Annotated in this window: 19 protein-coding genes; 8 read left to right on the top strand and 11 right to left on the bottom strand. The window is 71.1% G+C overall.

Annotation, left to right across the window (positions count from 1 at the left end):
- Nucleotides 1-464: 464 nt before the first annotated feature.
- Nucleotides 465-1,355 (bottom strand): DNA-3-methyladenine glycosylase family protein, encoded by an 891-nt coding sequence (locus FKR81_RS29165; protein WP_146356594.1) that lies wholly within the window; start codon nucleotides 1,353-1,355, stop codon nucleotides 465-467.
- Nucleotides 1,348-2,415 carry a mannose-1-phosphate guanylyltransferase gene (gene manB / locus FKR81_RS29160; RefSeq protein WP_146356592.1) on the bottom strand — a complete coding sequence of 356 codons (1,068 nt, stop codon included), beginning with the start codon at nucleotides 2,413-2,415 and terminating at the stop codon, nucleotides 1,348-1,350. Before manB ends, FKR81_RS29165 begins: the two co-directional genes overlap by 8 nt.
- A 98-nt stretch (nucleotides 2,416-2,513) precedes the next feature.
- Between manB and FKR81_RS29155 the strand changes: the two genes are divergently transcribed.
- Nucleotides 2,514-2,894 carry a hypothetical protein gene (locus tag FKR81_RS29155; RefSeq protein ID WP_146356590.1) on the top strand — a complete coding sequence of 127 codons (381 nt, stop codon included), beginning with the start codon at nucleotides 2,514-2,516 and terminating at the stop codon, nucleotides 2,892-2,894.
- Here FKR81_RS29155 and FKR81_RS29150 read toward each other — a convergent pair.
- The 4 genes from FKR81_RS29150 to FKR81_RS29135 form a co-directional block, all read right to left on the bottom strand.
- Nucleotides 2,891-3,760 carry a glycosyltransferase family 2 protein gene (locus FKR81_RS29150; protein WP_146356588.1) on the bottom strand — a complete coding sequence of 290 codons (870 nt, stop codon included), beginning with the start codon at nucleotides 3,758-3,760 and terminating at the stop codon, nucleotides 2,891-2,893. The two genes, FKR81_RS29155 and FKR81_RS29150, sit on opposite strands and share 4 nt — an antisense overlap.
- 1 nt (nucleotide 3,761) lies before the next feature.
- Complete coding sequence (locus FKR81_RS29145) at nucleotides 3,762-4,202, bottom strand: DUF4396 domain-containing protein (protein ID WP_146356586.1); 441 nt, start codon at nucleotides 4,200-4,202, stop codon at nucleotides 3,762-3,764.
- Nucleotides 4,203-4,269: 67 nt separating this feature from the next.
- Nucleotides 4,270-5,397 (bottom strand): glycosyltransferase family 4 protein, encoded by a 1,128-nt coding sequence (locus FKR81_RS29140; RefSeq protein ID WP_146356648.1) that lies wholly within the window; start codon nucleotides 5,395-5,397, stop codon nucleotides 4,270-4,272.
- Between the two features lie 81 nt (nucleotides 5,398-5,478).
- Nucleotides 5,479-6,459: a glycosyltransferase family 4 protein gene (locus tag FKR81_RS29135; RefSeq protein ID WP_146356584.1), complete on the bottom strand. Its 981-nt coding sequence runs from the start codon at nucleotides 6,457-6,459 to the stop codon at nucleotides 5,479-5,481.
- A gap of 20 nt (nucleotides 6,460-6,479) precedes the next feature.
- On the opposite strand from FKR81_RS29135, the gene FKR81_RS29130 reads away from it, so the two are divergent.
- From FKR81_RS29130 to FKR81_RS29105, 6 genes are all read left to right on the top strand, one after another.
- The gene (locus FKR81_RS29130) at nucleotides 6,480-7,388 is read left to right on the top strand and encodes a glycosyltransferase family 2 protein (protein WP_235921834.1); all 909 of its coding nucleotides are present in this window, start codon (nucleotides 6,480-6,482) and stop codon (nucleotides 7,386-7,388) included.
- 69 nt (nucleotides 7,389-7,457) lie between these two features.
- Nucleotides 7,458-7,994 (top strand): hypothetical protein, encoded by a 537-nt coding sequence (locus FKR81_RS29125; protein ID WP_146356582.1) that lies wholly within the window; start codon nucleotides 7,458-7,460, stop codon nucleotides 7,992-7,994.
- The gene (locus FKR81_RS29120; protein ID WP_146356580.1) at nucleotides 7,994-8,566 is read left to right on the top strand and encodes a hypothetical protein; all 573 of its coding nucleotides are present in this window, start codon (nucleotides 7,994-7,996) and stop codon (nucleotides 8,564-8,566) included. The genes FKR81_RS29125 and FKR81_RS29120 overlap by 1 nt, the downstream gene beginning before the upstream one ends.
- Complete coding sequence (locus FKR81_RS29115) at nucleotides 8,563-9,108, top strand: hypothetical protein (RefSeq protein WP_146356578.1); 546 nt, start codon at nucleotides 8,563-8,565, stop codon at nucleotides 9,106-9,108. The genes FKR81_RS29120 and FKR81_RS29115 overlap by 4 nt, the downstream gene beginning before the upstream one ends.
- Nucleotides 9,109-9,111: 3 nt before the next feature.
- Nucleotides 9,112-11,601: a glycosyltransferase gene (locus FKR81_RS29110; protein WP_146356576.1), complete on the top strand. Its 2,490-nt coding sequence runs from the start codon at nucleotides 9,112-9,114 to the stop codon at nucleotides 11,599-11,601.
- Nucleotides 11,594-12,673 (top strand): glycosyltransferase family 4 protein, encoded by a 1,080-nt coding sequence (locus FKR81_RS29105; protein ID WP_146356574.1) that lies wholly within the window; start codon nucleotides 11,594-11,596, stop codon nucleotides 12,671-12,673. The genes FKR81_RS29110 and FKR81_RS29105 overlap by 8 nt, the downstream gene beginning before the upstream one ends.
- Nucleotides 12,674-12,677: 4 nt before the next feature.
- Here the strand turns inward: FKR81_RS29105 and FKR81_RS29100 are convergent, their stop codons facing one another.
- Complete coding sequence (locus FKR81_RS29100; protein ID WP_146356572.1) at nucleotides 12,678-13,151, bottom strand: peptidase inhibitor family I36 protein; 474 nt, start codon at nucleotides 13,149-13,151, stop codon at nucleotides 12,678-12,680.
- Between the two features lie 147 nt (nucleotides 13,152-13,298).
- Between FKR81_RS29100 and FKR81_RS29095 the strand changes: the two genes are divergently transcribed.
- Entirely contained in the window at nucleotides 13,299-16,112 is a 2,814-nt protein-coding gene (locus FKR81_RS29095) for an AfsR/SARP family transcriptional regulator (RefSeq protein WP_186763225.1), read from the top strand.
- A 255-nt stretch (nucleotides 16,113-16,367) separates the two neighbouring features.
- Here FKR81_RS29095 and FKR81_RS29090 read toward each other — a convergent pair whose 3' ends face one another.
- From FKR81_RS29090 to FKR81_RS29075, 4 genes are read right to left on the bottom strand one after another with little or no spacing between them, the layout of a single operon-like run.
- Complete coding sequence (locus FKR81_RS29090) at nucleotides 16,368-17,498, bottom strand: acyl-CoA dehydrogenase family protein (protein ID WP_146356568.1); 1,131 nt, start codon at nucleotides 17,496-17,498, stop codon at nucleotides 16,368-16,370.
- Nucleotides 17,495-18,247 carry an SDR family NAD(P)-dependent oxidoreductase gene (locus tag FKR81_RS29085; protein WP_222598437.1) on the bottom strand — a complete coding sequence of 251 codons (753 nt, stop codon included), beginning with the start codon at nucleotides 18,245-18,247 and terminating at the stop codon, nucleotides 17,495-17,497. Before FKR81_RS29085 ends, FKR81_RS29090 begins: the two co-directional genes overlap by 4 nt.
- The gene (locus tag FKR81_RS44450) at nucleotides 18,235-18,645 is read right to left on the bottom strand and encodes a hypothetical protein (protein WP_222598436.1); all 411 of its coding nucleotides are present in this window, start codon (nucleotides 18,643-18,645) and stop codon (nucleotides 18,235-18,237) included. Before FKR81_RS44450 ends, FKR81_RS29085 begins: the two co-directional genes overlap by 13 nt.
- Nucleotides 18,642-19,958, bottom strand: a complete 1,317-nt coding sequence (locus FKR81_RS29075; RefSeq protein WP_146356564.1) for a class I adenylate-forming enzyme family protein — start codon at nucleotides 19,956-19,958, stop codon at nucleotides 18,642-18,644. Before FKR81_RS29075 ends, FKR81_RS44450 begins: the two co-directional genes overlap by 4 nt.
- Nucleotides 19,959-19,967 lie beyond the last annotated feature (9 nt).

Below are 19,967 nucleotides of genomic sequence, written 5' to 3'. Positions count from 1 at the left end.
TCGCGCCTACTACCGCACCGGTAGTCGTCGCGCTTGAGAACCTCCATGCGCAGCCTGCGGGTGGGCGCACGACGAGTCGCCGCGTCGTTGTCGAGATGCTCGGTGACGATGAACCCGACACGTCCGGCACCAGGCGCTCCCGATGCTCCGCACGACAAGGGCGTTTCCACCGAGCCGCAGGTACAACGCGAACTGATGTTCCGAGTGAACAGCGCCCCAGCCTTGCCCAACGTCGTCCCGCAGGCTCGCCATCGCACAGGGCTTCACCAAGCTGCTGTCCGGATCTCCCAGCCCTCACAGCGCAGTGTCATCCAACATGGCCGACCTGTACCAGCTGATCGAGTCCGCGCTCAGCCGCCTGTGCTCACGCAGAGGTCCCCGCCAGGGGGTCCCCTGCTTTCAGCTTGCCGCGAAGCACCGACAATCCGGGGCGCGAGCGGCGCAGCCTGTGGACAACTCGGCGATCAGAAGCCGCGGTAGTCGCGCGGCGAGAACCGGGGCGCCCGCCGAGGCCGCTGCACCCCGGCAGCCTCGATGTACCGCACAGCCCGATGCCGCTGCGGCGCATAAGGCGCGAGCAACTCAGCCATCCCGTCATCATCAACAGGCGTACCGGTGAGCGCGTACCCGACGTTCTTGGCGATGTGGAAGTCCCCGAAACTGACGGCGTCGGGATCGCCCCAGGCCCGCTGCGCCACCTCGGCGGCGGTCCACACGCCGATGCCGGGCACCTTGCGCAGCAGCGCCCGCCCCTCCTCGCCCCGCAGCTCAGCGGCCTTCTCCAGCCGATGAGCGACCTGCGCGCAGGCGACCAGGGCCCGCCGCCGGGCCCCGTCGAGCCCGGCCCGGTGCCACTCCCAGTCGTTGATCCGCAGCACGGCGTCCGGCGTGGGCGGCACTTTCAGCCCCAACGGCCCAGGCGCGTCCACGCCGAACCCGCGGCACAGCGCGCGCCACGTGCGCCAGGCCTCCTTGCCGGTGACCTTCTGCTCCAGGATCGACGGGAACAGCGCGTCCCAGACGCGCCCCGTCGACCCCAGCCGAAGCCCTGGCAAGCGCCGCTGCGCCTCCGAGACCAGCGGGTGGTGTGCGACGAAGTCCGAAAGCGGGTCATCGGCGCCCAGCAGGGCGGGCAGCCCGTCGAGCAGCCAGACCGCCCCGTCGCCCCAGGCCGAAGCGTGCACGACGCCGGACGAGCGCGTCACCTGCAGAGTTCCCGGCCCGCACGGCGTGTTGGCCGCGAACGCCAACCCGCCAACGGTCGAGAACGCCGGGTCCCCCGCGCCGCGGCGCAAGGGACCCAGCACCGCCCCCACATCAAGCAGGAACGGTGGTGTCCAGTCCCGACTATGCATCCGTGGAGAAGCGCACGCCGGCCTCCGGCAGCACCACTCCCGGCCACACTCGCGCCCCGCCGATCAGCTCGCATCGCGCGCCGATGACGGCGCTGTCGCCGATCACCGCGTCGCGCAGCACGACGCCCGCCTGCACCAGCGCGCCCGCGCCGACGATGGAGCGTTCGACCACGGCGCCCTCGCCGATCACGGCGCCGTCGAACAGGATCGAGCCTTCGACGACCGCGCCGGCGGCGACCGTGCAACCGGCACCGACCGCCGAACCGCCGCGCACGATCGCGGTCGGCTCGACCACCGAGCCCTCGAGCACCAGGAAATCACCCGGTTCAGCGACCGCGGCCGAAGGCGCCACACCTCGCACGAGGTCCGACGAGCCCTGCACGAACGCCTCGGGCTTGCCGAGGTCCAGCCAGTACGAGGCGTCCACGTGGCCCTGGAGGCGACGGCCCGCGGCCAGCAGGCCGGGGAACGTCTCGCGCTCCACCGACACCGGGCGACCGGCCGGGATCTCCTCGATGACCTCGCGGCGGAAGACGTAGCAGCCCGCGTTGATCTGGTCGGTCGGCGGGTTGTCGGTCTTCTCCAGGAACGCCTGCACGCGGCCCTCGGCGTCGGTCGGCACGCAGCCGAACGCGCGCGGGTCCTCGACCTTCACGAGGTGCAGGGTCACGTCCGCCTCGGAACTGCGGTGCGTGTCCACGATCGCCGGAAGGTCGACACCCGAAAGAATGTCGCCGTTGAAGACCATCACGTCCTGCTCGCGCAGCTTGTGCGCGACGTTGCGAATGGCTCCCGCCGTATCAAGTGGCACGTCCTCGACGACGTACTCGAGCTCGAGTCCGAGCCTCGATCCGTCGCCGAAGTACTCCTCGAAAACTTCGGCCTTGTACGAAGTTCCGAGCACCACGTGCGTGATGCCGGCCTCCTTGATCCGCGACAACAGGTGCGTCAGGAACGGCACACCCGCCGTCGGGAGCATCGGTTTGGGGGCGGACAGGGTGAGGGGACGAAGGCGGGTACCCTTGCCGCCCACCAGGACCACCGCTTCGACGCCGTGCACCTTTTTCCTCCTCCGCGTTACAGCATGCCGTTCGACGGAATACTCTGACACGAAGCAGATCGACGGACGGGCAGTGGTCCCGGCAAGGAGTAATCCGAATGGACCCCCGCGACCGGGCCGACGCGCTCCTAGCCCGCGCCCGCGCGCGCGGGCGGAACATCGTCACGCCGGACAACATGACGTCCCCGATGGACGCGTCCGACACCCAGCAGATCCCCCGCACGCTGGTCAACTCCGTGGACCCGCGGATGGACCCGGACTCCACGATGATCCTTCCCGCGGAACGGATCCAGCACCCGCAGCAGCAGTACCACCAGCCGCCGCCACAGCCCCACCACCACCAGCAGCCTCAGCCACAGATGCAGCAGCAGGGCGAGGTCACGCAGACCGTCGTCGCGCCGGGTGCGGTGCCGACCGTGCAGCACCACAACGTCTCCCGGCCCTCCCTGTCGCAGCGGCTGAACGGCGGCGAGAACTAACCCTTCAGGGTGAGCAACTTCACCCGCAGCGCCAACCCCGCCTTGATCACGACCAGCAGCGGCTTCCACCGCACGCCCTGGTGGCGGTCGGCGAGGTAGCGGTACGCGCTGTTGTGGTGCTCGGCGAGCATCCGCGTGGACGCGCGCGCCGTCGAGTGGCCGCCGATGTGCACGACCTCGGCGTCCGGCACGTACACGTTCAACCAGCCCGCGCGCGCGACGCGGTCACCGAGGTCGACGTCCTCGAAGTACATGAAGTAGCGGGAGTCGAAGCCGTCGACCGAGTCGAACGCCTCGCGCCGCATCAGGAAGCACGAACCGGAGAGCCACTCCGAGGTGCGCTCCTCGATCGCCGCCTTCTCCTGCCGGTACTCCCGCGTCCACGGGTTGCCCGGCCAGATCTTGCAGAACACCGCGTGCCCGACGCCGCGGCCCAGCGACGGCAGCAGCCGTGCGGACGGGTAGACCTCGCCGTTCGGCTCGCGGATCAGCGGGCCGAACGAGCCGCCGCGCGGCCAGCGCTTCGCGGCCTCCAGCAGCTTGTCCAGCGAGCCGACGCCCCACTCGATGTCCGGGTTCGAGATCGCGACCCAGCCGACGGACTGCGGCAGCGCGGCGACACCGCGGTTGGCGCCGCCGCCGTAGCCGAGGTTGCCGCCGGTCGGCAGGAACTCGACGTGCTCGTGCTCCTGCGCGGCCCGCTCGGGGACGCCGTCGGTGGAGCCGTTGTCCGCCAGCACCACGTGCACCGGCCGGGTCGTGGCCTTCGCCAGGCTGGAGATGAAACTCTCCAGCGTCTCGCCCGGCGAGTAGGTGACCGTCACGACCGCCAGGTCATCGCCGTAGGAAGCTGTCACACCGGTCAGGTTAGTGGTGGGTGTGGTGCACGACGGCGTGCCCCTTGCCGCGCGCGATGAGCCAGCGGTTGACCGGCACCGTCAGCACGAACGCGACGACGAGCGAGAACGCCAGCGCGCCCCAGAAGAGAACGCTGGTCAGACCGGCGTTCATCGCGCCGGGAACGAAGACCATGACGCTGTTGTCGACGACCTCCATCACGAGGATCGAGATCGTGTCCGCCGCGAGCGCGAGCTTCACGGCCTGGCCGAACGTGACGCCCGCCTTCAGCACGCCGCGCATCGTCAGCGCGTAGCCGAAGAAGAACGCGAGCACCACGGCGAGCACGATCGTGCCCAGGTTGGAGAAGCCCGCCGCGGTGCCGATGACCATGCCCAGGACCTCGCCGATCGCGCAGCCCGTGAGGCAGTGCAGCGTGGCCGAGATCGCCGTCTTCCACGAGGAGTCCATGCGCCTACCATACCCCCAGGGGGTATCTGATGCACGTGGTGAAACGCAGGCGGGTTGAGCTGCGGGTTCAGCGGCGGCGGTGGATGAGGGCAGCGCGTTCGTACGCGAGGCGGTGCCGTTCGGCGCTCATGGACCAGGAGAAGTCCTTGGCGCGCTGCTGCGCGGCGGCCGCCAGCGAGGCGCGGTGCGCGGGGTCGTCGAGCAGCTCGCTGATCGCGGCCGCGATGTCACCGGCGCCGACGCCGCAGTACGCGACGGCCTCGCCGCCGACCTCGGGCAGCGACAGCCGCCGGGTCGTCAGCACGGACGCGCCGCACGCCATGGCCTCCAGCACGGGCAGGCCGAAGCCCTCGCCGAGCGACGGGTACGCGACCAGCTCGGCGCCACCGAGGAACCCGGCGAGCTGCGCGAACGGCAGGTACCCGGCGCGGATCACCCGGATCCGGTGCGGCACCGCGTCGAGCGCGCGTTCGACCTGGCTGTCCCAGCCGGGCTGGCCGGCGAGCACGAGCGCGGGTGGGTTCTTCCGGTCGCGCACGGCCTGCGCGAAGCCGCGGATCAGCGCGGGCACGTTCTTGCGCGGCTCCAGCGCGCCGAGGAACGCGACGTAAGGCATGTCCCCCAACGACAACGTCCTGCGCACCGCCAGCACCTCGTCCGGCGACGGCGGGTGGAACCGCTCGCTGTCGACGCCGTGCTGCGCGATGTGCAGCACCCGCCTCTCCGCGCCCGCGACGCGCACCAGCTCGTCCGCGGTGGCCTGCGACGGCACGACGGACAGCGCGGCCCGCTTGAGCGACGCGCGGGTCCAGGCGCGGAAGAACCGGGCCTTGACCGACGAGTGCAGCACCGGGTCCGTGAAGAACGTCGCGTCGTGCAGCGTCACGACGGACGCGGCCGAGTTCGCGAGCGGCAGCGTGTAGTGCGGGGAGTGCACGACGTCCACCCGCAGGCTGCGGATCAGCCTCGGCAGCGTCGTCTGCTCCCAGGTCAGCCGGGCCGTGCGGGTCGCGACCGCCTCCGCCGCACGCACGATCCGCGCGTTGGGCGCGAGCTTCGTGAACAGCTCCACGTCGCGGGGCTGGCACACCACGCTGAGTTTTGTGCCGTCGGAGTCCAATGCCGCGACGAGTGAGTCCACATAACGACCGACGCCACCTCGGTCGGCGGGGACCGCGGTGGCGTCGATCAGCACGCTGGGTTCGACGGTCGGCACGTTCTGCAGCGTACGGTCAACAGACCCTCTGTTCTGCGCGAATGATGCAAATCGAGACCCTCACACGTGCAGGCGCCAGACGGCCTCCGCCGCCTTTTCCCAGGTGAACGCCGCGGCCCTGCGCGAGCCGTCCGCGACGGTGTGACCAGGATCAGCCAGAACGGTGCGCAACGATCGGGTCAACGCTGCCAGATCGCCTCGGGCGAACACGGTCCCCGCGCCTCCCGCGACCTCCACGAGCGCGGGCGCGTCCGAGTGGACGACCGGGATGCCCGCGGCCATCGCCTCGACGACCGGCAGCCCGAAGCCCTCCGCGTAGCTCGGCGCGGCGAGCACGGTCGCGTGGTGGAGCACGTAGCCGAGTTCGGCGTCCGTGATGCGGCCCAGCAGGTGCACGTGCGGTGCCCGGAGGTCGATCCCGCCCCAGCCCTGCGGGCCCGCGACGACCAGCGGGACCTGGAGGGTTTCGGTGGCTTTGACGAGCAGGTCGAAGCCTTTGCGCGGCTCGATCGTGCCGATGGCCAGGACGTACTTCTCGGGGACGTCGACGTGTTGTTCCCCGGTCAGCTTCGTGACGCCGTTGGGGATCACGTGGACCGGGACCGGCCCCGGCGCGTAGTGGCCGAGCTCCTCCTTGACCGTCTCGGTCGGCACGACGATCGCCTTGGCGGTCCTCGTCGCGCGGGTGATCACCTTGCGGTGCCACGCGACGCCGCGCGGGGTGAGGGTCTCCGGGTGCGTCCACGGGACGGTGTCGTGGACCGTGACGACCGCGCCCTTGGGAGGCGCGAGCGGAGTGGGGGCGTGCACGTGCAGGCCGACGCCGTACGGCAGACCCTGTTCCCACGCCGCGACGAGCGCCCGTCGCGGCAACGGCAGCTTCCGCGACGCCAGCTCGTGTCTGCTGGTCGAGGCGCCGACGACCGTCCAGCCCGGTGGCGCGGTCCTGGCCAGTGCGGCGTACAGCTCGGCGGTGTAGCGGCCGGTTCCACCGGGAACGGGCGCGAGTAGTTGCTCAGTCAGCACTACGAGCTCGGGCACGTCGCGTACCGTCTCACGCCGTGACCGCGTTGAGCACCGTGGTGGTCGTGACGTGGCGGGGCCGTGAACACATCGGCGCGTGCCTCGACGCGCTCGAGACCCAGAAGAGTCCACACAGGACGATCATCGTCGACAACGCGTCCGACGACGGCACAGCGGCGCTGATCCGCGGGTACGAGGTGTTGCGGCTGGATCGCAACCGCGGGTACGCGGGTGGGTTGGCGGCCGTGCTCGACCTGGTGCGCACGCCCTACGTCGCTTGGCTGAACGACGACGCCGAGCCCGACCCGACGTGGTTGTCCGAGCTGGAGACGGCTCTCGAGGACGATCCCACGGCCGCTGCCGCCACCTCGTCGATGTTGCTCGCCGATGGTTCCACGCAGTCGTCCGGTGTCGCGTTGACCGCTGATGGCTACGGCAAGGACATGGTGCTCGCCGGGCGCGAGGTGTTCGGGTTCTGCGGTGGGGCCGCTTTGGTGCGAACTTCGGAACTGCGACGTGCGGGTGGGGTGCCCGCCTCGTTCTTCTGCTACTACGAGGACACCGACACGTCGTGGCGGCTGCGGTTGAACGGGTCGCGGGTCATCTCCGTCGGGCCTGCTCGGGTGCGGCACCGGCACGGGGCGAGCACTCGGCTCGGGTCCGCGCTGTTTCACCGGTGGAACGAGCGCAACCGGCTGTTGATGTTGCTGCGGTGTGCGCCTCTCTTCGTCGCCTTGCGCGAGCTCGGGCGGTTCGCGGTGATCACCTCGCTGCTGCCGTTCAGGAAGAATGTGCCCCAGGCGGCCAACTTCCGGGTCGGGTTGCGGCTGCGGGTGCTCGGAGAAGTGCTGGTCAGGTTGCCGGTGACGATGGTGCAGCGGTGGCGGATCGGGTGGCGCGCGTCCGTCTCGCGGAAGGTGGTCTGGCGCGACTGGGGAGGACGCTGAGTGGGACGCAAGAGCAGGCGCAAGCGGGAGCTGAGGTCGTTCCCCGTCACCAGGCCGGCCCCTCAGCCCATGTCCAGGCGCACCGCGTGGCAGCTGATCGGCGCAGGCCTGCTGGCCATGGCCATCGGCATCCCCGGCAGCATGGTCCTCCCCGACGGCTGGCACGTCCTCCTGATCACCGCGACGGTCCTGGCAGGGCTCGCGTTCTTCATCGGCGTGGCAGGCCTCGCCAGCCAGAAGTGGATCCTGGTCCCGGCCTTCATCGCAGCCGCCTTCGGCCCGATCATCCTGGCCGTGATCGGCCACGACGCCCTGCTCGGCACGTACGGCACCCCGGAGCAGTGCACGCTCCGCACCACCGAGGAACACCGCACGACCAAGCACCCGAGCGTCGACCACGTGCTGGACTGCCCGAGCGGCGAGCAGGAGATCACCACGGCGTGGAGCGAACGGCTCCGCGCACAGCAAGCCACTGTCCTCACCCTCCCCCCGTTCCGCCCGATGCTCGCCGAGACGACGAGCTTCAGCCTCGGGCTGCTCGCCGCCATCCCGGTGGCGATGGCCGCGCTGGTGATCACGGCCGGGGCCGTCAGGAAGGAGAGCTAGTGCGTTCACTCAGACCAACGCTGATCATGAAGGCCACGCCGATGAGCAAGAAGAAGGCCTGGCTGATGATCGGCGGTGGGCTGCTCGGCGTCGTGGTCGGCACCGGGCTCAGCATGGTCGTCGGCGGGTGGTTCTACCTCGCCACGATCGCCGCCGCGGTGGTGTTCTTCCTCGGGGTCACCGGGCTCGCCGGGCACGGGCTGGTGCTGATGGTGCCCGCGTTCGTCATCGGGGTGATCGGGCCGACGCTGTTCGCGGTGCTCGGGCACCAGGCCGTGCTGCGGCAGTTCGGGCACGAGGAGACCTGCCAGGTGAACCAGGCCGACGCGCACCTCGACGTGAAGCGGCCGTACGTGGACTACGTGATGAGCTGCCCGGAGGCGGGACGCGTGGAGATGCGGTTGCCGTTCAGCTCGCGGCTGCCGGAGAACGAGCCCGCGCGGCTGCTCACCAGGCCTCCGCTGAACCCGCTCGTCGCGAGCGAGGTGTCGTACAACGGGCGGCTGCTGCTGGGGATCCCGGTCGCCATGGTGGCGTTGGTGCTGGTCGCGGCCGCGGTGAGGCGCAAGTGAAGAACCCGGTCTTGTGGATCGTGTGCGGGCTGGTCGCGATGGCCGCCAGCGTGTTCGTCGGGGCGGTGGTCCCGGACGGGTGGGAGCTCGCGGTCATGGTGCCCGGCATCCTGCTGTCGCTCGCGTTCGTCGCCGGGGTCGGCGGGCTCAGCCGGTCCGGGTGGCTGATGATCCCCGCGTTCGTCATCGCGATCACCGGCACGACCGTGCTGGTCGGCGACGGGCAGCGGGCCATCGTCGGCACGTTCGGCGCGCCCGAGGAGTGCACGGTCACCGCGGTGCGGGACCTCGGCAGGCAGGACACCCAGGCCTTCGAGCACGACGTGACGTGCCCAGGCGGCACCGAGAAGATCGTCGTCCTCGGCGAGCGGACGATGCCGCCCGGACCGGTGACGGTGCTGCGGCTGAAGCCGATGCGGCCCGTGTTCCGCGACCACAACGACTACTCGCGCGAGTGGGTGCTCGGCACGCCCGTCGCGATCATCACGTTGCTGATCGCAGCAGCCGCGCTGCGGGCGCGGAGAGTGATGAGGCAGGCTTAGCGCGTGGAGCGAGGGAACCTGCCAGTCGTGTCCGTGGTCGTGGTCAACTACCGCGGCGCGGACGACACCGTCACCTGTGTGCGCGCGCTGTCCGAACTGGACTACCCGGCCGAGCTCCTGCAGGTCATCTGCGTCGACAACGCGTCGAATGACGGCAGTGTCGAGAAGATCCGCAAAACCGGTGCACTGGTCGTCGAGTCGGCCGAGAACCTCGGCTTCGCCGGCGGCTGCAACCTGGGCGTGCGGCACGCGACCGGCTCGGTGGTGGCGTTCCTCAACAACGACGCCAAGCCGGACGCGAACTGGGTCAGAGCAGCGGTCAAGACGCTCCAGGCCGAGCCGACCGTCGGCGCGGTGGCGAGCAAGGTGCTGGACTGGGACGGCCAGCACATCGACTTCGTCGACGGCGGGCTCACCTGGTTCGGCATGGGCTACAAGCGGCACGCGGGCGAGCCGGACGAGAAGAACGACGGGCCGCGCGACGTGCTCTTCGGCACCGGCAGCGCGTTGTTCGTGCGCGCGGAGCTGTTCCGCGAGCTCGGCGGGTTCGACGAGCGGTTCTTCATGTTCTACGAGGACGTCGACCTCGGGTGGCGGCTGAACCTGCGCGGCTGGCGGGTGCGCTACGAGCCGAAGTCGCTGGCCTACCACCGGCACCACGCGTCGATGACGGAGATCGACCACAGCCGCGAGCTGTTCCTGTTGGAGCGCAACGCACTCGCGGCGCTCTACAAGAACTTCTCCGACGAGACGCTGGCCAAGGTGCTCCCGGCCGCGCTCGCGCTGGTGATCCGCAGGGCCACCGCGCGCGGCGAGATCGACGCGACGCAGCTGGAGATCACCAAGCGGCCGGCGAACAAGCAGGACGACGCGGCCCCCGTCCCCGTCGAACGCTCGGCGCTCGCCGGGTTCCTCGCGGTGGACCAGTTCGTCGAGCTGCTGCCGTCGCTGCGCGAGTCGCGCGAGGAGGAGCAGGCCAAGCGCCGGGTCACCGACGTCGACCTGGTTCCGTTGATGCGCAAGGCGATGGAGCCCGCGTACCCGCTGCCGCGCTACCTCGCCGCGCACGACGTGCTGGTCGACGTGTTCGCGCTGGAGGAGGTCTTCGGACGGCCGCGGCGCATCCTGGTGATCACCGGTGACGCGATCTCGGACCGGATGGCTGGCCCGGCGATCCGCGCGTGGCACATGGCGGACGTGCTGTCCGGCGAGCACACCGTGCGACTGGTGACGACGAACCCGCTGTGCGCGGCGCCCGAAGCGCCGTTCGAGATCCACCGGGCGTCGACCAAGGAGCTGCTCGGGCACGTCGACTGGGCCGACGTGGTCGTCCTGCAGGGACACGCGCTGGAGAAGCTCGCGCACCTCAAGCGCGCGGACTCCACGAAGATCGTCGTCTGCGACATGTACGACCCGATGCACCTGGAACTGCTGGAGCAGGGCAAGGACGACACCGACGACAAGCGCGAGGCCGACCTCCAGGTCGTCACCAGGATCCTCAACGCCCAGCTGGAGCGCGGCGACTTCTTCCTGTGCGCGTCGGAACGCCAGCGGCACTTCTGGCTCGGTCACCTCGCCGCGCTCGGCAGGCTCACACCCACGTTGTACGACAACGACCCCACGACGCAGTCGCTGCTCGGGATCGTCCCCTTCGGACTGTCCGGCAAGCCGCCGACGCGCACCGGGCCCGCGATCAAGGGCGTGGTGCCGAACGTCGGCGACGACGACAAGGTCGTCATCTGGGCTGGTGGCGTGTACAGCTGGTTCGACCCGCTGACGCTCATCCGGTCGATCGAACGCCTGCGGCACAAGCGATCCGACGTGAAGCTGTACTTCCTCGGGATGAAGCACCCCAACCCCGAGGTGCCGGAGATGGACATCGGCGGTCAGACCCGCGCGCTGGCGGGGCAGCTCGGACTGACCGGCGAGCACGTGTTCTTCAACGACGGCTGGGTGCCCTACACCGACCGGCAGAACTGGCTGCTGGACGCGAGCTGCGGCGTCACCACGCACTACGAGCACGTGGAGACGACGTTCGCGTTCCGCACCAGGGTGCTGGACTACCTGTGGGCGGGCCTGCCGATCGTGACGACGTCCGGCGACTCGTTCGCGGACCTCGTCGCACGCGAAGGACTCGGCGTCGTGGTGCGGCCGGAGGACCCGGACGCGCTGGCGGACGCGCTCGAGAAGGTGCTCTACGACGAGGAGTTCGCGGCCGCGTGCCGCGAGCGCATCGCCGTCGTCCGTGAGCGGTTCACCTGGGAGACGGCGCTCGCGCCGCTGGCGGAGTTCTGCCGCAACCCCAGGCCCGCCGCGGACCGCTTGTCCGGCTCGGCCCCGATGGTGCGCAAGGCGCCGCTGGGCACGGGCGGCAAGCTCAAGCGGGACATCGCTCTGGTGCGCGAGTACCTGAACGACGGAGGCCCGACCGAACTGGCCAAGCGGGCGACGGGGCGCCTCCTCAAGATCGCGCGTGGTGGCAGGAATGGCTAGACCTATCAGGGTCCTCCTCGACGGGACCCCGCTGCTCGGACATCGCACCGGAATCGGGCGCTACACCGCGGCACTCGCCGAGGAGCTGGCGTCGATGCCGGACGAGGTGCAGGTCCGGGCGGTCGCGTTCACCCTGCGGGGCTGGCGCGCGTTGCGCACGGTGCTCCCGCACGACGTCATCGCCCGCGGCCTGCCCGTGTCGGCGCGGGCGCTGCGGCAGATGTGGCTGCGCTTCCCGTTCCCGCCGGTCGAGTTCCTGACCGGGTTCACGGACGTCATGCACGGCACGAACTTCGTGCTCCCGCCGACCATCAGGGCCGGTGGCGTGGTGACGATCCACGACCTCGCGTTCCTCGACGCGCTGGGCGACCTGCCGCCGTCCGACCGGCGGCTGCCCGAGCTGGTGAAGCTCTCCGCGCAGCGCGCCGGTGTCGTGTGCACGCCGACCAGGGCGGTCGCTTCCGTGGTGGAGGAACGGTTCTCCATCCCGGCGGACAAGATCAAGGTGACGCCGCTGGGCGTCGACCCGGCGTGGTTCGCCGCGCTGCCACCGAGCGACGCGCTGCGGGCCAGGCTCGGGTTGTCGAAGCAGTACCTGCTGTTCGTCGGCGCGGGCGGTCCGCGCAAGGGCCTCAAGTACCTGATCGAGGCGCACGCGGCCGACCCCTCGTTGCCACCGCTGGTGATCACCGGACCCGGCCCGTCCGGAGTGGACGGACGCGTGCTGCGCACCGGGTACCTCTCGGACGTGCACCTGCGCAGCGTCGTCGCGGGCGCGTCGGTGCTCGTGCTGCCGTCGCGCGACGAGGGCTTCGGGCTGCCGGTGCTGGAAGCGCTGGCGTGCAACGTGCCCGTCGTGTGCTCGGACGTACCGGCGCTGCGCGAGGTGGCCGGTGGGCACGCCACGCACGTGCCCGTCGGCGATGTCGAGGCGTTGAAGGTGGCGCTCGCCGACGCCGTCGCGGCGCCGGCGACCACCGTCTCGCAGGCGGCCCGGCGCGCGCACGCGGCCGAGTTCACCTGGCGGCGGTGCGCGGAAGCGACGGTCGAGGCCTACCGCCGCTCCCGCTGAGCACCTACCTGGTGCAGGTGTTGCTCCACTTGTGGGACGAGATCCGCTCGTTCCACCAGCCGACCGGCGTGTCACCGGTCGCCGCGTTGCGCAGGTCCGGGATGTGCGTGTTCGCGGGCACGCACGCCCAGTTGCCGGTGTAGTCCGGGCCGTCGAAGATCACCACGAACTGCCGGTCGCCCTGGTTCCACACGCCCGACGCCTTGTTGCTGACGGTCACGCCGGACCAGTAGTTGTTGGCGTAGTTGCCGTCCGAGCCGAACCAGGTGTACCGGTAGTTGTTGTTCGTGGCGTTCGGGTCGCGCCAGATGCACCAGTACAGGTTCGAGCACGACACGGCCATCGCGCTGACGTCGTCCGCCGCGACGGTGCTGGTGAGCACCTTGTCCTCGCTGTGCGGTGCGGCCGCGGCCGGCGCGGCGGCGCCGATCGAGAACACCGCGGCGACGGCCGCGGCCGCCATGAAGAAGCGCTTCACGAGTCTCCCCCTCGTCGAGCGGGCCCCTTGCGGACCCACCGGGAACGATGGCGGAGCGGCCGCACAACACGCGCACTGATTCCATACAGGATGGAATGGGCTTTCCTGAGTAGGCTGCGCGCTCGGGGGGAGACCGTGGAATTTCGTGTGCTCGGATCTTTCGAGGTCCGCGACGGTGCCGAGGTGCTCGCGCTCGGCGGGGCGAGACAGCGCTCGCTGCTCGCCGCGCTGCTGCTGCGCGCCAACGAGACCGCATTCATCGACTACTTGACCAACGCGCTCTGGGAACGGCCACCGGTCGCGCCGGAGGCCAACATCCGCACCTACGTCTCGGCGCTGCGCCGCAGGCTGGGGACCGACCGGCTGACCACCCGTCCAGGTGGTTACCTGCTGCGGGTCGAGAGCGACGAGCTGGACCTGGCGGCGTTCCGCAGGCTCACCGGACGCGCGGACCAGGCCGTGCGGGACGGTGACCCGGCCACCGCCGCGGCGGACTACGGCGAGGCGCTGAAGCTGTGGCGCGGCGCGCCGCTGGCCGGCCTGGAAACCGGGCCCGAGCTGCGCGCCGAGCTGGACCGGCTGGCCGAGCAGCAGATCACCGTCGTCGAGCGGCACACCGACGTGCGGCTCGCGCTGGGGCAGCACGCCGAGCTGGTCGCTGAGCTGCGGTCGCTGGTCGCGGCGAACCCGCTGCGCGAGCGGCTGTGGGAGCGGCTGATGCTGGCGCTGCACCGGTCCGGCAGGCGGGCCGACGCGCTGCACGCCTACCAGGAGATCTACCGGATCCTGGACACCGAGCTGGGCATCGCGCCGGGCGGGTCGCTGCAGCAGCTGCACGCGACGCTGCTCGCCGACGACACCGAGGTCACCACCCGCGCGCTGGAGCGCAGGCCCAACCAGCTCCCCGCGCAGACCGCCCACTACACCGGACGCGCCGACGAGCTCAGCGGCGCGGTGGCGCAGCTGAGCCGCGTGACGGACACGCCGTCGGTCGTCACGGTCACCGGGCAGCCGGGTGTCGGGAAGACGGCGTTCGCCGTGCGGCTGGCGCACCGGACCGAGTTCCCGGACGGCCAGCTGTTCGTCGACCTGCGCGGCGCGAGCGCGGCACCGCCGGACCCGAGCGACGTGCTCGCCCGGTTCCTGCGCGACCTCGGCGTCGCGGGCGTCGACATCCCGCAGGCGCCGGACGAGCGCGCGGCGGCGTTCCGGGATCGCCTGTCGGGCAAGCGGATGCTGCTCGTGCTGGACAACGCGGCCAACGAGGAGCAGGTCCGCCCGCTGCTGCCGGGCGAACCGGGCTGCGGCGTGCTGGTGACGAGCAGGCGCAGGCTCACCGGACTCGACGCGAGCCACCAGGTGCGCCTCGAACCGCTGGCGCCCGCGGACTCCGTCGCGCTGCTGACATCGCTGTCCGGCGACTCGGAGTCGCCTGCGCGGGAACGGATCGCGCGACTGTGCGGCGGGCTCCCGCTGGCGCTGCGGATCGTCGGCACGAAGCTGCGCTCGCTCAGCCACCTCACCAGCGCGGGCCTCGCGGAACGGCTGGAGAACGAGCGGGACCGGCTCGACGAGCTCGTCGGCGGTGACCGCGAGGTGCGGGCCGGGTTCGCGCTCAGCTACTCCGGTCTCGACCCCGTCGACCAGCACGTCTTCCGGGTGCTCGCGAAGCTGCCCGGCACGAGCTTCCGCGCGTGGGCCGTCGCGGCGGCGCTGGGCGAGGACCTGCGCGTGACGGAACGGACGCTGGACCGGCTCGTGGAGGCGAACCTCCTCGAAGCGGGCGGCCGCTACCACTTCCACGACCTGATCCGGCTGTTCGCGGAGGAACAGGAAGTCGAGGCGCACGAGCAGATCCGCGACCGGGTGCTCGCCGCGTACCTGCACGTGGCGCAGCGGGCGGACCGCGGGCTGGAGTTCGGCGGCCTGCCGCGGTTCACCGCGCCGGGGTTCGGCATCGACGTCGACCCGCTCGTGCGCGACCCGGCCGCGTGGTTCGACGAGGAACACCCGAACGTGCTGGCGGCCATCCGGATCGCGGCCGACGCGGGTCTGGACGAGCTGGTGTGCCAGCTGTCCGCGACCATCGCCCCGTACTGCGAGCTGCGCGCGCAGTGGGACCACCTGACCGAGGTCGCCGAGGTGTCGCTGGGTGCCGCGCGGCGCATCGGCAGCGCGTACTGGGCGGCGTACGCGTTGTTCGCGCGCGGGCTCGCGGCGCGGGAGACGCGTGACTTCGCCCGTGCCGAGGCGTGGTTCCGCGAGTGCGTCCGGCTGCTGCCCGAGGCCGCCGACCCGCGGCTCGAGGTGATCACGATGCTGGCGATCGGCGTCGCGCGGCGGTTGCAGGGCAAGTGGGACGAGGCGCACGCGTGCTTCGACGCGTGCCTCGCCAAGGACCCCGACCTCGGCTGGCGCGCGTACACGTTGCGGGAGAAGGGGATCCTGCACCGCTACCGGGGCGAGTGGGAGCTGGCCGAACGCGCGTTGCGGCCCGCGGCGGACATCTACGAGTCATTGGGCAGCCCGCGCTGGCACGCCGCGTGCCTGCGTGAGCTGGGCGTGGTGCGGCGCGAGGTCGGCGACTTCGCGGGCGCGCACGAGCTGCTGACGACCGCCCGCGACACGTTCCGCGAGGTCGGCGACCGGCGGCGCGAGGCGTCGGCGTGGCGCAGCCTCGCGTTCAACCACCGGGCGGCGGACCGGATCGAGATGGCGTACGCGTGCGCGGTCGAGAGCAGGCTGGTGTTCTCGCTGACCCTGGACGAACACGGCGCCGCGGGCACGTTCGTCTGCCTCGCGGAGCTGGAGTCGTTGCGCGGCAACTCCTCCGCGGCGGCCGGGCTCGCCGCGCAGGCGTTGGAGGTGTTCGAGCGGCAGGGTGACCAGCGGTGGATCGCGAAGGCGGCGACCTGCCTCGACCGGATCCGGGCGAGCACTGCGAGCGGGCTGGGCGGATGACCGCACCAGCCCGGCCTCAGCGGCTGTGACCCACCGGAGGCCGGTGGTCCTTCAGCTCACTCATCGACACCTGCCGCGAACTGGTCACGGCGGCGACGCAACGCAGGAAGCGCTGCCGGTCGGAATCCCGCTTCATCGGAGGACGCTCGGGGGCACGTCCGCTGTCGAACATGGCGCATAGGTTCTCGCATCAGGCACGGCCGTGCCAGACAGGTCACCCCAACGGCCCAGCCCGATCACAGAGCGTTGGCGGGTTCAGAAGGACAGGGGAAGGCCCAGGTCCAGCCGGCCGAACGTCGCCGCCCAGTTGCCGACCTGGGCGTTCGAGTGCGTCCGGTACATCTGCACGTCCCGCAGGTAGCGCTGCATCCGCTGCCCGGCCAGCACGGACGCGGTCCCGGACGCGGCGGCGAGCATCTCGACCGCCTGCGCGGCCAACTGGCCCGCCTGGTTGCACACGACCGCGAGCCGGTAGTCGTCGGCCAGCGACATGCCCGAGCGGTAGTCGTCGGCCACCGACAGCACGGTGCGGCTCGCGCTCTCGGCCAGACCCGTTGCCACACCGAGGATCCGCTGGTACTCGGGGTGCTCGCGGCGCGGCTGGTGCGGCGGCTGGATGAGCCGTTTCGACGACACGATCCGCCGGTACTCGTCCAGCGCGGCGAACGCGCACCCGACGACCACCGGGGTCAGCTCCAGCTGGAAGAACGTCATCAGCCGCCCGCCGTACATCGGGTTGCCGTGCACGGCCTCGCCGGTGGCCTCCCAGTCGAGCACGAAACCGGGCAGCACCCAGTCCGCTGGCACGTGCACGTCCGACACGACCACGCTGTTGGAGCCGCTGCCGCGCATGCCGAGCGCGCGGTCCCAGTCCTCCAGCACCTCGAACTCGGGCACGCACGCGATGCCGGGCACGCCGTCGATCAGCACGCCGGCGATCACGTGCGTCGACACCATCACGCCGGACGCGTAGCCCCACCGGCCGTTGACCACGTAGCCGTCACCGGATCTCACCGCCGTTCCCGTCGGCGCGACGGGCATCGCGGCGCGGAAGTCGCCCGACCCGAAGATCTCCCGCTGCGCCGAGAGCGGGAACAGCGCGGCGATCGTGTGCGAGTGGCCCGCGGCGAGCGCGAGGTTCCACCCGGTCGACGGGCAGCCGCGGGAGATCTCGATGACGACCTCGACGAACGTGCGCAGGCTCGTCTCCAGCCCGCCGAACGAGCGGGGTAAGAGCATGCGGTACAGCTCGGCGTCGAGGCAGTCCAGGTGGGTCTCCTCGGGCACGCGGGTCAGCTCGTCCGTCAGCGCCTGCCGGTCGAGCAGCCGGGGACGCATCTCCCGCGCACGCGTGACGAGCTCGGCCGGGGCGAGCGTCGAGGTCATGACTTCTCCTTCACGAGTGCGGCGATGTCGTCATCGGCGGTCAGGTAGCTGCCGCTCAGCGGGTCCGCGGTGCCGTCGAGCAGGAGGAGCAGCGTCTCGAGCGCCTGGCTGAGCGGGGTGAACCGGCCCGCCTTGCGCTCCATGCGCAGCCAGATGCGGATCTGGTTGCGCCACGGGTCGGTGGAGCGGCGTTCGTTGAGGTGCCCGCCCGCCATGCCGATGTCGAGCAGTCCGGGGTGGAAGCTGAACACCGAGACACCGCGGTTGCGCAGTTCCTCGGCGACGTTCTCGGTGAACTTGATGACGGCCGCCTTCGAGACGGAGTACGAGCTGACCGACGGCCAGGTGAGCCTGCCCGCGTTGCTGACGATGTTGATCACCCGGCCGGAGTGCCTGGCGAGCATGCCGGGCAGGACGGCGTGGCAGGCCTGGACGGTGCCGCGGACGTTGACCTCCATCGCCTCCCACCAGTCGCGGTCGGCGACCTCCCAGCTCGGGCCGATGGGGCCGGTCACGCCCCCGTTGTTGACCAGCACGTCGACGCGCCCGCTCAGCGCGGGCCCGATGGTCGCGGGATCGGCAAGGTCGAGGTACCGCACCTCGCCGCCGGTCGCCGCGGCCACACCGCGCAACGCGTCCAGGTCGCGGCCGAGCAGGAGCAGGTCCGCTCCCGCGTCCGCCGCTCGTTCCGCGATGGCACGGCCCAGTCCCCGGTTCGCGCCGGTGACGGCGACGGTCAGCCCACGCACGAGCACAGCACTCCGACGGCACCGTCGACCGTCCGCATCCGGGTCAGGCTCTGCTCGTCGATGTCGAGCGTCACGCCGTACCGCTGCTCCATGGAGTTGAGCAGCCACAGCAGTTCCATCGACTCGATCTCCTCGATGACCTCGCTGGTGCCGCGCACCTCGGCGAGCACCGCGAGCACGTCCTGCCGGGTCGGCGGCCTCGCGACGCGCGTCCTCTTCAGCAGTGCCTTCGTCAGCTCGACGAAGTTCTGCCAGGACAGGCGGGGAAGCGACTCGATCTCCTCGTCGGAGAACCGGATCCGGAACTGCCGCTCGACCCGCAGCGCGAGGTCGAGCCGCGCCCGCGCGTCGAGCGCGGCGAAGTCGCCGTCGACTCCGACGAACTCGGCGATGTTCATGTCAGTGATCCCTCCAGTACGGCGGCGTTCAACTGGTCGAGAGCGCGCACGACCTTCCCCGACGGGGTGCGCGGCAACGCGGACACGGTGTGGACGACCCGCGGCCGCTGGTGCGGTGCCAGCACGCGGTCGAGCTCGTCGGTGTCCACGGTTCCCCCTTCGCGCAGCACCACGAACGCCTTGAGCACGCCGTCGTTCACGACGACCGCGTCCGCGACGCCGGGCAGCGCGGAGAGGATCGACTCGACGGAGGTCAGGTCCACCTTCAGGCCGCCGACGGTGACCTGAGCGTCCATCCGGCCGTGCAACGTGAGCAGCCCGCCCGGTCCGGCCGACGCGGCGTCACCGGTGCGGAACCAGCCCGCTTGCCACCTGCCGGCCTCCGCGAAGCCCAGATACGGCGAGGCGTCCATGCGCACCTGCAGTTCGCCGTCCGGCGTCCGCACGTCGACACCGGGCGCGAGCCTGCCGACGGAGGGGCGGCACGAGCCGTCGAGGTCGCCCGCGATCATGCCGGTCTCGGTCATCCCGTAGATCTGGCCGACCGGCACGTTCAGCCGCGACGCGACCATCTCGCCCAGCACCGGTTCGATGCGCTCGCCGGACGACACGACGCGCGCCAGTCCGGGCATGTCGGCGTTGAGCGACGCGAGCAGCCGCAGGTGGAACGGGACGCCGAACACGGTCGCCGGACCGCTCGCCTCCGCGACGGCCGTCGCGATGCCGCGCGCCGTCGGGTGTTCCGGCACCACGACCCGCGCACCGGAGTGCAACCCGTGCAGCAGACCGGCGAACAGGCCGTAGGTGTGCGCGAACGCGGCCAGCACGACCGCGCTCTCCCCGCGTCCCGGCATGCCGGGCAGCCGCCCGGTCTTCACCACCTCGGCGACGATGTCGGTGAACGTGCGGCCGACCAGCTTGGGCGCACCGGTGGAGCCCGAGGTCACCTGCACCAGCACGTGGTCGGTCCGGGGTGTCCACACCGGACGCTGGCTGATCCGCTCGACCGTCACAACCGCCTTCGGCCGCAACACCGCGAGCACGTCGTCGAAGCCGGCCCTGGTGACCCGGTGGTCGACGGTCACGAGCTGCGCGCCGAGCCGCCACACCGCGAGCGCCGTCGCCACGTGGTCGAGCGAGGCGGGCTGCTGCATCGCGACCGAGTGGACCGGCCCGACACCCATGTCCCGCAACAGGTTCTGCCGACCGGCGACCGCCGTTCGCAGCTCCGAACGGCGCACCGGCCCACCGAGCTGCAAGCACACCTCGTCGTCCGGCCCGGCGAGCAGGAAGTCGTCGACCCACGATGTCATAGCCGGACC

Origin of the sequence: Lentzea tibetensis (assembly GCF_007845675.1) — a bacterium.
GTDB classification, from domain to species: Bacteria; Actinomycetota; Actinomycetes; order Mycobacteriales; family Pseudonocardiaceae; genus Lentzea; species Lentzea tibetensis.
Note: the sequence above shows the minus strand (reverse complement) of the source record. Positions and strands in the feature narration are given on the sequence as shown.